At 71.3% G+C, this 12,332-nt stretch carries 9 protein-coding genes; 4 read left to right on the top strand and 5 right to left on the bottom strand.

All coding sequences use genetic code 11. The features are described from left to right. Nucleotides 1–109: 109 nt before the first annotated feature. The 3 genes from VA596_RS33820 to VA596_RS33810 are packed head-to-tail and all read right to left on the bottom strand — an operon-like array spanning nucleotide 110 to nucleotide 3,021. Nucleotides 110–736 (bottom strand): TetR family transcriptional regulator, encoded by a 627-nt coding sequence (locus VA596_RS33820; RefSeq protein WP_323332405.1) that lies wholly within the window; start codon nucleotides 734–736, stop codon nucleotides 110–112. A 23-nt stretch (nucleotides 737–759) separates the two neighbouring features. Continuing rightward, nucleotides 760–2,331, bottom strand: a complete 1,572-nt coding sequence (locus tag VA596_RS33815; protein WP_323332403.1) for an alkaline phosphatase D family protein — start codon at nucleotides 2,329–2,331, stop codon at nucleotides 760–762. A gap of 33 nt (nucleotides 2,332–2,364) precedes the next feature. After that, entirely contained in the window at nucleotides 2,365–3,021 is a 657-nt protein-coding gene (locus VA596_RS33810) for a hypothetical protein (protein ID WP_323332401.1), read from the bottom strand. A gap of 110 nt (nucleotides 3,022–3,131) precedes the next feature. Here VA596_RS33810 and VA596_RS33805 point away from each other — a divergent pair, with 110 nt between their 5' ends. The 3 genes from VA596_RS33805 to VA596_RS33795 all read left to right on the top strand — a co-directional run bounded on the left by VA596_RS33805 (nucleotide 3,132) and on the right by VA596_RS33795 (nucleotide 8,924). Next, nucleotides 3,132–6,056, top strand: coding sequence for an AfsR/SARP family transcriptional regulator (locus VA596_RS33805; protein ID WP_323332399.1), 2,925 nt, complete (start codon nucleotides 3,132–3,134; stop codon nucleotides 6,054–6,056). An 85-nt stretch (nucleotides 6,057–6,141) separates the two neighbouring features. Further along, complete coding sequence (locus VA596_RS33800) at nucleotides 6,142–7,359, top strand: hypothetical protein (protein WP_323332397.1); 1,218 nt, start codon at nucleotides 6,142–6,144, stop codon at nucleotides 7,357–7,359. 329 nt (nucleotides 7,360–7,688) lie between these two features. Continuing rightward, nucleotides 7,689–8,924, top strand: a complete 1,236-nt coding sequence (locus tag VA596_RS33795) for a glucuronyl hydrolase (protein WP_323332396.1) — start codon at nucleotides 7,689–7,691, stop codon at nucleotides 8,922–8,924. Between the two features lie 33 nt (nucleotides 8,925–8,957). Here VA596_RS33795 and VA596_RS33790 read toward each other — a convergent pair whose 3' ends face one another. Then, on the bottom strand, nucleotides 8,958–9,413 hold the full coding sequence (locus VA596_RS33790; RefSeq protein WP_323332394.1) for a DUF4396 domain-containing protein: 456 nt from the start codon (nucleotides 9,411–9,413) through the stop codon (nucleotides 8,958–8,960). A 222-nt stretch (nucleotides 9,414–9,635) separates the two neighbouring features. Between VA596_RS33790 and VA596_RS33785 the strand changes: the two genes are divergently transcribed. After that, a complete protein-coding gene (locus tag VA596_RS33785) occupies nucleotides 9,636–10,652 on the top strand; it encodes an autoinducer 2 ABC transporter substrate-binding protein (RefSeq protein ID WP_323332392.1) in 1,017 nt (338 codons plus the stop codon). A gap of 3 nt (nucleotides 10,653–10,655) precedes the next feature. On the opposite strand, the gene VA596_RS33780 is transcribed toward VA596_RS33785, so the two are convergent. Beyond that, nucleotides 10,656–12,224, bottom strand: a complete 1,569-nt coding sequence (locus VA596_RS33780) for an esterase-like activity of phytase family protein (protein WP_323332391.1) — start codon at nucleotides 12,222–12,224, stop codon at nucleotides 10,656–10,658. Between the last annotated feature and the right edge of the window lie 108 nt (nucleotides 12,225–12,332).

Below are 12,332 nucleotides of genomic sequence, written 5' to 3'. Positions count from 1 at the left end.
ACACCGAAGAGCCTGCCGACTCCGGTGTCCTGTCAGGATTTTCGCAGTCTACCTTTGCGACGTCCTTGGCAAACGCGCATTTTTCATGGTCCACAGCGTGAATCGGGCACTAGGCGAACCCTACGCCGGACGACAGCAGGAGGAACGCCCGATCGGCGGCGGCGACCGCGTCCGGATGGCGCTGCGCGGCCGGGATCCCGGCCGCGACGGCGTCCATGTTCGCCGCGACCAGCAGCCGCCGGACCGCCGCGATCTGCGCCGCCGCCAGGTCGGCGTCCGGGGCCGGCACGCCCGCCTCGATCAGCGCGGTGGCCAGCGCGGCCTCGCCCGCCGAGCTGAGCTCCGCCAGCCGGGCCACCAGCGCCGGGGTCCCGGTGACCAGCCGGAACACCGCGACGACCTCGGGGGCGTCGCACAGGCCGGTCACCGGCTCGCGCTCGGTGAGGTCCCGCAGGAACGCCTCCCGCAGCGCCGCCAGCGCGCCCTGCCCGGGACGGCGCGCGCGGACGACGTCCGCCGCGTCCGTCTCGTGGTCGGAGAACCGGTGCAGCACCAGGTCTTCCTTGGACGGGAAGTAGGCGAAGAGGGTCCGCTTGGAAACCTCGGCCACCCGCGCCACCTCGGCGACCCCGACGGCGTCGAACCCGCGCTCCAGGAAGAGCGTGGTCGCCGCCGTCGAGATCGCCGCCCGCGTGCGGAGCTTCTTGCGCTCCCGCAGGCCCAGTTCATCGGTCACGTCACACAGCGTAACGTCCTGACTCAGACCTTCCGCAGGCCAGGCGCCCCTGCTTGCACTACGTAGCTGGCGTCGTTCTTGATGACCACCTTCGCCGGGTCGTAGACGCTGGTGTCGGACGTCGTCATGAAGTCCGCCCGCGTCTGCGACGGCGTGGTCGTCACGCGGACGTAGCCGCGCTCGCCCTTGCAGTACTTGACGTGCGGGTTGTTCGCCAGCCACGCCGCGGTGGGCGGGGTCGCGGTGTCGCTGTTGCTCGTCACCGACGTCGTCACGAGCTCCGAGCCGATGATCGGGTCGCTGTGGTCGAAGTAGTCCAGGCGCAGGTCGGCGGCCCAGTGCCGGTGGACGTCGCCGGTCAGCACGACCGGGTTGGCCACCTTCCGGTCGACCCAGCCCTTCGCGATCCGGTCGCGCGAGGCCTCGTAACCCTGCCAGGAGTCGGGGCTCTCGCAGGTGGCCTTGTCGCCGTCGCCGTCGCGCGTGGCGAAGAAGACCTGCTGGCCGAGGAAGTCCCACGTCGTCGGGTGCGACTCGAACTGCTTGAGCAGCCACGCCTCCTGCGCGGTGCCGAGGATGCTGCGCGAGGTGCTGCGCATGTCGGTGCACGCCGGGCCGGCCGAGCCGGACGGGTCCGCGACCTGGGCGTTGCGGAACTGGCGGGTGTCGAGCATGTGGAAGCGGGCGAGGTTGCCCCAGACGAACTGGCGGTACAGCTGGATCGACGCGCCGTTCGGCTTCGCCGTGGACCGGATCGGGGTGTGCTCGTAGAACGCCTGGAACCCGGCGGACTTGCGGGCCGTGGACGCGGGCGAGGTGGTGCCGTTCCAGTTGTTCATCACCTCGTGGTCGTCGAACACGACCATCCACGGCGCGATCGCGTGCGCGGCCTGCAGGTCGGCGTCGGTCTTGTGCTGGCCGTGGCGGGCGCGGTACAGCGCGAGCGTGGTCGTGTCCTCGGGGACGGCGAGGCTGCGCGGGTTGCGCTCCGCCGCGGCGCGGCCCGACTTCTTCTCGTAGATGTAGTCGCCGAGGAACAGCACCAGGTCCGGGTCGTCGGCCACGACACCCTTGTACGCGTGGTAGTAGCCCTCCTCCCAGTGCTGGCAGGAGGTGAAGCAGTACTTGAGCTGGTTGACGGCGGCACCCGCGGCGGGCGCGGTGCGCGTCCGGCCGACCGGCGAGATGTAGCCGGAGGTCTTGAAGCGGTAGAAGTACTCGCGTGCGGGCTGCAGCCCGGCCGGTTCGATGTGGACGCTGTGCGCGGACGCGCGGACCGCGTTCACCGAGCCGCTCTGCACGATCGAGCTGAACGCGGCGTCGTTCGCGATCTCCCAGTCGACCGCGTACGTCGCGTCCGGCATGCCGCCGAAGCCGTCGGCGTTCAGCGGCGCGGGCGCGAGTCTCGTCCACAGCACCACGCTGTCGGGCAGCGGATCGCCGGAGGCGACACCGAGCTGGAACGGATCGTGGACGGCGGGTGCGGCCGCGGTGGTGCGGGCGTTCGCCCAGGACGGCAGCGCCGCCGAGGCCGCGGTGGCGGTGACCGCGGCGAGCCCGCCGAGGAGCACCCGGCGCCGGTTGACCTGACTCATGTCGGAAGTCCTTTCGGGGAGGGGAAGACGCGCTCAGGCCGCGAAGTCGGTGATGCCGTCGCTGCAGGACTTCAGGTCCGGCTTGCCGGTGGTGTAGTTCGCGACGCAGACCTTGTAGAAGACCCAGCCGCCCTTGTCGACGGTCACGGCCTTGTCGACCTTCGTGCCCTCACCGCCGGAGTTCCAGACGTAGAACGGGCCGGCGCCGCCCTTGAGCCAGTACGCGACGACCGCGGAGTAACCGTCGGCATCGGTGTCGTAGACCAGGAAGTGCGAGTCGGACGAGCGGTACTGGCCCTCGCCGGCGCAGGCGCCGGCGCACTGGCCGCTGCCCGTGCCGGTGCCGCAGTCGGGCGCGACCCGCGCGTCGGAGCCGGTGTAGACGTAGGTGTCCGAGATGTAGCCGCCGAGCGCGGGCACGTAGTCCCACAACGTGCTGGTGCCGTAGGTCCCGGTCACGGACGTGCCGACGGTCTGGCAGTCGATGGTCACCGACGCGCCGTTCGCGACGGTCTTGACGGCCGTGGCGCTCGCGGTGGGCGCCCGGCGGACGTTCAGCGGGTCCCCCGCGGTCTTGACCGTGCCGGTCGCCGCGGCCGACGCTTCCACCGCACCGCCGACCGCGAGCGTGCCGATCGCCGCGAGGACGACCCCGATCCCGGCGCTACGCCGGAGGTTCAAACGCTTCATGGCGGCAGCGTGACTTCGGGCCGTACACGTCTCGTACAAAGGCTCTGGCCTGCGTGCAGACACTCCGAATGGATCTATCGGCCGAGGTGGTGGAGAAATAACATCCGGGCATGGGGGAACTCATCGGGCAGGTTGAGGCCACCTCGCTTACCATCCGCGTCCTCGGTCCGCTGGAGGTCACCGCCGCCGGGCGGGTGATCCCGCTCGGCGGGCCGAAGCCCCGGCTGCTGCTGGCCGCCCTGGCCCTGCAGCCGAACGTCGTCGTGTCGACCGACGTGCTGGTGGAGGTCCTGTGGCCGGAGTCGGCGCCGCGCTCGGCCGCGGCGAACATCCGGACGTACGTCCATTCGCTGCGGCGGCGGTTCGCCGAGATCGACCCCGGCCTGGGTGAGCGGATCAGCAGCCGGGCCTCCGGCTACCTGCTGACCGCGTCGCCCGGCGAACTGGACCACCTCGCGTTCACCGCGTCGGCGGGCGAAGCGCAGGAAGCGCTCGACCGCGGGGACGCCGAGAGCGCGCTCAAGGTGCTGGACCGGGCCGATGCCCTGTGGCGCGGCGAAGTCCTCGAAGGACTCCCCCACGACCACAGCTGGGGCGCCACCGTCGCCCGGCTCGCCGAGCTCCGGCTTTCGGTGCAGGAACAGCGGTTGCGCGCGCGGATCGACCTGGGCCGCTGCGGCGAGGCCGTCGCCGAGCTGCGCGGACTGGTCACCGAACACCCGCTGCGCGAAGAGCTGTGGGCGCAGCTGATCGTCGCGCTGCGTGCCGCGGGCCGGACCGCCGACGCCGTCGAGGCGTACGAATCGGCCGAGCGGGTGCTGCGCGAGGAGCTCGGCGCCGAGCCCGGCGCCCGGCTGCGGGAGCTGCGCGCGACGCTAGTGGTGTCCGAGAGCGGGCCGGCCACGCGCCCCGCGGACGTCGCCCCGGTCTGCCAGCTGCCCCTCGACCTGCCGGACTTCACCGGCCGCGACGACGTCATCCGCGAGGTCGTCGCGCTGATGCGGGAACGGGCGGACTCGGGCACTCCCGCGGTGATCGTGCTGTCGGGCGCGCCCGGCGTCGGCAAGTCGGCGGTCGCGGTCCGCGTCGCCCACGCCGTCCGCGACGACTTCCCCGGCGGGCAGCTGCACGTCGACCTGGCCGGCACGTCCTCGTCGCCGCGGGCGCCGATGGGCGTGCTCGCCGAACTGCTGCACGCGCTGGGCATCCCGGACGCCGGCCTGCCGCGCGAGCTGGCCGAGCGAGCCGCGCTGCTGCGCTCGAGGCTGGCCGGACGCCGGATGTGCGTGGTGCTCGACGACGCCGGCAGCGCCGCCCAGGTGCGCCCGCTGCTGCCCGGCGCCGGCGCGTGCGCGGTGCTGGTGACCAGCCGCCTGCGGCTGCCCGGGCTGGCCGGGGCGACGCCGGTGGACGTCGACCTGCTGCCCGAGGCCGAGGGCGCGCGCCTGCTGGAGGGCATCGTCGGCGCCGAGCGGGTGGCGGCGGAACCGGAGAGCGCCGCGGCGATCCTGCGCCAGTGCGGGCACCTGCCGCTGGCGATCCGGGTGGCCGGCGCGAAGCTGACGAACCGGCCGGGCTGGACGCTGCGGCTGCTGGCCGACCGGCTGCACGACGAGCACCGGCGCCTCGACGAGCTGCGCGTCGGCGACCTCGCCGTCCGCGCGAGCGTGACGCTGTCCTACGACCTGCTGCCGATGTCGGCGGCGACGGCGTTCCGCGGACTCGGGCTGCTCGGGCCGGTGCAGTTCCCGGCGTGGGCGGTCGCCGCGGTGCTGGGCCGCCGCGAAGCCGATGACGTGCTCGACGTCCTGGTCGACGGCCACCTCGTCGAGCTGGTCGGGTCCGACTCCGCCGGCCAGCCGCGCTACCGGCTGCACGACCTGCTGCGCGTGTACGCCGTGGAGCTCGCCGAGCAAAGTGACGCCGCGAAGACCCGCGCCGGGCTCCGGCGGGTGCTGGAGGGTTACCTCGCGCTCGCCCTCGAAGCGGCGCGGCGGATGCCGCTCCACTTCTTCGGCATGTACTGCGACGACGAGCTGCCCCGGCCGCAGCTGCCCGCCGACGTCCTGCCGGACGAGACCGCGGCGTGGTTCACGGCCGAGCGGCACACCAGCGTCGCGGCGGTCTCGCTGGCCGCCGAGCACGGCTTCCACGACCTGGCCTGGCAGCTGGCGTCCGCGCTGACGCCGTACTTCGACCTGCGCGGCCACCAGGACGACTGGCACAGCACGCACACCATCGCCCTCGCGTCGGCCCGGCGCACCGGCTCGCTGCGCGCCGAGGCGATCGTCCAGCGCAACCTCGGCCAGTACCTGCTCTACCAGGACGAATACGCCGAGTCCCGGGTGGCGTTCGAGGAGTCGAAGGCGCTGTTCGAGCGGGTCGGCGACGCCCAGGGGGTCGGCATCGCGCTGACCGGGCTCGCCACGATCCTGCGCATCGAAGGTGCGGACGACAGCGCGCTCGACCACTGCCATGAAGCGTTGAAGCTGTTCGCCGAGGCGGACGACCCGCACGGCGAGGCCGTCGCCCGGATCAGCGCGGGCGCGGTCTGGATGTCCCGCGGCTGCTACGCGGCGGCGAAGCGCTGGTTCACCGACGCGCTCGAGCTGGCGGCCGCGATCGGCGACCGGCACCGCGAGGCCCACGCGTTCAAGCGGCTCGGCCTGCTCCACCAGCACCAGGGCGACCTGGCGGCGGCCCGCGAGCACGTCGACCAGGCCATCGCGATCTTCACCGACCTCGGCGACGACCACTGCGTCGGCTACGCCAACCAGAACCTCGGCGAGCTGTGCCTGCACAGCGGCGACTTCGCGCACGCGCAGCTGCTGCTGGTGAACTCGCTGTCGGTGCACCGCCGCAACGGCGACCGCCGCTCGGAGGCGGAGGTGTCCCAGCTGCTCGGCGAGCTGCACCGGGCCCTGTCCCAGCCGGACCGGTCCCGGGAGTACTCGGAGCGCGCGCTGGCGTTGTGGCACGAGCTGTCGACGCGGCCGGCGGACCCGGCCGTCCCGCCGCACACCGTGTCTGCCTGAGCCTGGGCCGTTTTGTACGGATCATGTATGACGTCCCGGCAGTCTTCGCCACGTTCGAGTGAACGAGTGCGAAGGGAGTCCGGGGATGATCCGGATCAGGAAGACCGGCCGCGTGACCGCGGTGGTCCTGGCCGCGGGAGCGGTCACGGCGCTGGCCGGAGCCCCCGCCCAGGCCGCGACGGCGGCGAACGGCTGGACCGCCGATCTGTCCACTGTGGACGGCGACGACGTCAACGTCACCGGCGCGGGCGGGACGCTCACGCTGGCCGACGCGGCGTGGCACCGGACCGCGCGGGTGTTCGCGGGCAGTGAAGGCAGCCTGCTCCTCGCGGAGCACGCGCTGGCCGCCCCGGCCAACCGCGTCAGCGCCGCGCTGAGCGCGGACACGCCGAAGGGCACGAGCGTCGAGGTCGACGTCCGCGGCCGGACCGGCGTGAACGACTGGACGGAGTGGACGCCCGCGGGCACGACGCTGCGGGCGACCGTCGGCTCGGTCCAGGTGCGGATCAGCCTGCACAGCGACACCGACGGCGTCCGCCCGGCAGTCCGGAACGTCGCGCTCAGCACGGACTCCGCGCCGCAGGTCAACGCCCTGGCCGCGACGACGGCGTCGACCTACAAGGTCTACGGCACCCGCGAGGGTCTCGTCGGCGGCACGACGGCCAACGGCCACAAGATCGTGAGCCACGACCACTTCGTCTCGTTCCCGTCGGGGAAGTCCGTGTCCCCCAAGGGAACCGGCAACTACACCGCGCGGGTGTGCCGCACCGACGGCAGCAAGTGCGAGTACGCGCCGGTGTGGGAGATCGGCCCGTGGAACGAGCGTGACGACTACTGGAACCCGGCGTCGGTCCGCTCGGAGTTCAAGGACCTGCCGCAGGGCAAGCCCGAAGCGCAGGCCGCCTACCTCGACGGCTACAACGGCAAGAAGGACGACTCCGGCCGCACGGTACAGAACCCGGCCGGCATCGACCTCGCCGACGGCGTCTTCTGGGACGGCCTCGGCATGTCCGACAACGGCTACGTGAACGTCACCTACCTGTGGACCGGCTCCGGCCCGACCGGCGTGGTCAGCACGGCGGGCGACCCGATGAACGTCCGGGCGAGCGCGAGCACGTCGGCGGCGATCAAGGGCCTCGCGGCGAACTACGCCAAGGTGACCATCGAGTGCTACGTCACGGGCGACTCGGTCACCGGCAAGTTCGGCACGAGCAACATCTGGGACCGCATCGGCCCGGGCCACTACGTGTCGGACACCTACCTGCAGACCGGCTCCGACAGCCCGGTCGCCCCGCTCTGCTGAACGGCTCGATTCAGCCTTGATCATCGCGTGGTTGACTGCCCTCATCCCCGCGATAACGCGAAGGCCCGGCCTCCCCTGCCGGGCCTTCGCCGTTTCCCGAGCGGTCGGTGCCGACGTCGGTGGCCTTGCGCGACCGATCCCGCACGCGGTTTACGCGGCGGCCATGGCGCGACGGCACCGGCCGTCGCCGTGAACAGCCGAAGGTATTCCGCTCTCCGGGACATCAATTCACAACCGTGAACGACTATCCGCCGGGTGTACAACCACGTGTCCGTTGTGTAAAACTTCCGGCACCTGGAGCATTTCCCCACACGGAATGGCGGGCACCTGTGAGCGTTACCCGGAGAACCCTGCTGACCACCGCGGCCGGTGCCGCGGTGGCGGTGAGCGCCAGTACCTCCACGACAGCATCCTCGACCACCTTTGATGTCTCTGACCAGGCATCCGTCACACGGACGCTCCGCCAAGCGGCCGATTACGCGGTGGCCAAGCTTCGCGCGGTGGCCCCCGGCGTCACCGCGTTTCCGACCGGGACGAAGTTCGAGAAATGGGCTTATTCGCAGAATGGCGACTGGGTCGGCGGATTCTGGCCCGGTCAGTTGTGGCTGGCTTACCTGCACAGCGGTGACGAACAATTCAAGACGCTCGCGCTGGCGTCCGCGGACAAACTCGCACCGCGCCAGTTCGACACCGGAACGCACGATCTCGGTTTCCTCTTCTACCCGTCGTGGGTCACCGCGTGGCGGCTCACCGGCGACGAGAAGTGGAAGGCGGGCGCGATCCAGGCCGCGGCGTCGCTGATCAAGCGCTACAACCCGGCCGGGAAGTTCATCCGCGCCTGGGGCGCGCTGACCGATCCCAAGGACGCCGGCCGCGTCATCATGGACACGATGATGAACCTCGACCTGCTGGCCTTCGCAACCAAGCAGACCGGGGACCGGCAGTACCTCGACATCGCCATCGCGCACGCGAAAACCGCGCAGAACAACTTCGTGCGCCCGGACGGCTCGACGCCGCACGTGTTCGACTTCGACCCCGTCACCGGCGCGCCGATCGGACCGAACACCGTGCAGGGGTACAGCCCGACCTCGTGCTGGTCGCGCGGGCAGGCGTGGGGCGTCTACGGGTTCACCACGATCTACCGGCGCACCGGCGACAAGGAGTTCCTGACGACGGCCCGGCGCCTCGCGGACTACGCGCTGTCCAAGCTCACGCCGGACAACGTGCCGGTGTGGGACTACCTCGCCCCGCAGGCACCCAACGACGTCAAGGACGCCTCCGCCGGCGTGATCATGGCGTGCGGCCTGCTCGACCTGGCCGAGCAGACGCACCGCACGCAGTACCGCGACAGCGCGCTGCGGATCCTGGCCGCGACGTCCCAGACGTGCCTGACGACGAAGTCGACGCGGGCCGAAGCGAGTGTCGCGCGCTGCACCCGCAACCGCCCGGCCGAGGACGGCGTCGAGATCTCGCTCCCCTACGCCGACTACTACCTGCTGGAAGGCGTCCTGCGGGTGCTCGACCGGGCCAAGGTCGACCGCGCGGTCGACCTGTCCAGCCTCTGACGACCCCGGGGAGGCCGCCACCTCCCCGGGCGGTCAGTGCTGGTGGTGGGCGTGCACCTTCGCGTGCCCGAGCCCGCGGCCGATCATCCACTTGTTCACCGGCACCGTGACCACGAACGCGATCGCCAGCGAGAGCACCAGCGAAAGCCAGAAGAGCACGCTGGCCAGCCCCGCGTCCATCGCCCCCGGGATCGCCACGACCACCGTGTTGTCGATGACCTCCATGACGGCGATCGACACCGTGTCCGCGGCCAGCGCCACCTTGAACGCCGCCGCCAGGTCCAGGCCCGACTTGAGCACGCCGCGCATCGTCAGGCCGTAGCCGAAGACGAAGGCCAGCACGATCGACAGGACCACCGTCGCCGCGTTGTGCAGGCCGAACGCCGTGCCCAGGACCATGCCGAGCACCTCACCGATGGCACAGCCGGTCAGGCAGTGCACCGTCGCTTGTACCGCGGTCGCCCACGAAGCCCCGTGCTGTTCACTCATGCCAGCGACCATACCCCCAGGGGGTACGCGTGGCCAGTCATACCGGCCACCCCGGCGACGGCTCCACCCACCCGGTGTACGCCCGCCAGAAACCCACGATGTAGAACTCACTTCCGTAACCCTTTGCGCACATCCCGTTGACCACAGTTACGCGGAGCCCTACGTTCGCCGTGGGTCTCCACCGTGCGCAGACCGTTCGAGAGCCGTGAGGAATGGGTGGGGATGCGAGGGCCGACGAAGACGTTCCGGCTGGTCGCGACGCTGCTGCTGGGTGCGGTGCTCGCGCTCGGCGGCTGCTCGGAACAGCTGGGCGACACGCCCGCGCCGGCGCCGACGCGGATCGCGTTCGTGCCCAAGATCGACGGCATCCCGTACTTCCAGGCGATGACCAACGGCGGCGTGGAGGCGGCGAAGCAGCTGGGTGTGCAGTGGACGACGAGTGCGCCGAAGACCGTCGACCCGGCCGCCCAGGTGACGATCCTGCGCTCCCTGATCGCCCAGAAGGTCGACGTCATCGTCGTCGCCCCGAACGACCCCGCCGCGCTCGCGCCGGTGATCGCCGAAGCCCGGGCGAAGGGCATCCACGTGCTCACCTCCGACACCGACGCGCCCGGCACGCAGCGCGAGGTGTTCGTCAACCAGGCCACCGCCGAGGGCATCGGCGCCGCGCTCACCGACGCGCTGATGGCGAAGACCGGCGGCACCGGCAAGTACGCGATCGTGTCGTGCGGCCCGGCCGCGGCGAACCTCAACACCTGGATCTCGGTCCAGAAGGAGTACGCGGCCGCGCACTACCCGAAGGCCCAGCTCGTCGAGACCGTCTACGCCGGCGAAGACGAGGCCACCGCGACGACCATGGCCCGGGAGCTGATGGCCCGCCACCCCGACCTGACCGGCCTGGTCGGCGAGTGCACGACGTCGGCTCCCGGCGTCGCGAAGGCCGTGAAGGACGCGGAGAAGATCGGCCAGGTCTTCACCGTCGGCGTCGGCACGCCGCAGTCGATCAAGCCGTACCTGCTCGACGGCTCGTGCTCCCAGTCGGTGCTGTGGAACGTCGAGTCGCTCGGCTGGCTGACCGCCTGGACGGCCAAGCAGGTCGCCGACGGCAAGCCGCTGAGCCCGGTCAACCGGGTGAGCCTGGAGTTGCCGGCGGTGAAGTACGACGTCACGTCGAAGACCGTCCTGCTGGGCGATCCGCTGCTCATCACCGCCGACAACGTCGACCAGTTCAAGTACTGACGGTTACCGGACGTCGATGGTGACCGTCGCGGTGCTGGTGGCCGCCGGGAGCCGGGTCGTGTCGACCGCGAGGTATTCGCCGTCGTCCTGGCGGCCGTCCGGCAGCGTCTTGACGTGCAGCGCGTACGGCGGGGCCGCGTTGGTGACGCCGTCGATGCCGAAGTCGTTGTCGTTGCTGATCACCAGGGTCCGGCCGCCGTCGGTGGTGGCGACGCCCTCGACCTTGTCGTGCCCGAAGAAGCCGCCGCTCGGGTCCAGTGTGGTGACCAGCGCGCCGAGGTCCAGCGCCAGCTTCTTGCTCACCGGCGTGATCCCGGCCGCGGCGAGGTCCTTGGTCGCGTCGGCGGTGGTGTCCTTGCCGACGTAGGCGTCGATGCTCTTGCCGCCGACGAGCACGCCACCCTTGACGGCGTCGTAACCCGCCGCCTGCGGGCCGACGTCGGTGGCGCCGGACAGGTCGATCTCGAAGAGCTTCTTGAACGCGCCCGGCTCGAGCTTGCCGTCACGCTCGTCGATGAGGAAGCGGGTGGCCGACAGCGCGGTGATCTCGCTGACCGCGGTGCCCGTCGTGTCCGGGTCGTCCAGCAGGTACAGGTACTCGTGCGTGGCGCGGGTCCGCAGGTCGACGGTGACGATCCGCAGCGTCGTGACGTTGCCCGGCTTCTTCGTCAGGTCCGGCTGCTGCAGCGCGGACTGCATGACGCCGACGAGCGTCCGGCCGTCCGGGGTCAGCGCGAGGCCCTCCATGCCCTTGTTCGGCACGCGGTACTTCAGCTCGGCGGGCAGCGAGCCATCGAACGGCGAGAGCCGCTCGATGGCCCGGCCGTCGCGGCCGAAGTGCGTGATGAACGGGCCGTACTCGTCGGACACCCAGAACGTGCCGTCCTTCTGCGCGACGAGGCCTTCGGAGTCGTAACCGTTCGCCGACTTCGGCAGGACGTTCCCGTTCAGGTCGACGATCTTCTCGCCGGTGTCGGCCTGGGGACTGACCTGGCCGCTGTAGGGCGTGCCGTCCTTGGCGCGCAACGGGATCGTCCTCTCCAGCACGGCTTTCCCGTCGTGGAGCCGGAACTTCCCGATGGCCGGGGTGAACGCGGGCAGCGGCTCGATCTTGCCGCCGTCGGGCGCGTCGACGTTCGGGCCGCGGTCGGTGAGGCCGTAGAACTCGTCACGCTCGCCGGGGACCGGGGTCAGCGCGGAACCGTAGGCGCCGCCCCGGATCGGGACGCCGCCGATCGTGGCGAGGGGTTTGAGGTTCGTCGGGTAGAGCTTCACGGCGTCGGAAACGGTGTAGGTGAAGGAATCACGGCCGTGGAAGCCGGGCGCCGGGGTGTACTGGAACGCGCCGTCGGCGCCGATCGTGACGGTGCCGTGCGCGGCCGCGGTGTGCCGCACGACGGCGGTGGCGTCGTGGTCGTTGCCCAGCACGGTGTCCCGCAGGGCGTGCCCCGCGCGGACGCGGTAGTGGTCGTCCTTCGCCCGCGGCCCGTGCTCGTGCGCCGAGGCCGGCCCCGCGGCGGCCAGTGGCAGCGCCAGGACCGTGGCCACCAGGGCGATTCGTACCCGCTTCATCGGTTTCTCCTCCTCCGGCGCGTGACTGCGCCGGAGCAGGAGTCTTCGTGCCCGAAGTGGACAACGCCCGTCTTCGAGAAGACGGTGGCGTTAACGGTGCCAGGTGCC

This window comes from Amycolatopsis heterodermiae (assembly GCF_034929455.1).
In the GTDB taxonomy this organism is placed as follows: domain Bacteria; phylum Actinomycetota; class Actinomycetes; order Mycobacteriales; family Pseudonocardiaceae; genus Amycolatopsis; species Amycolatopsis heterodermiae.
This window is presented reverse-complemented; position numbering and strand designations above follow the sequence as displayed.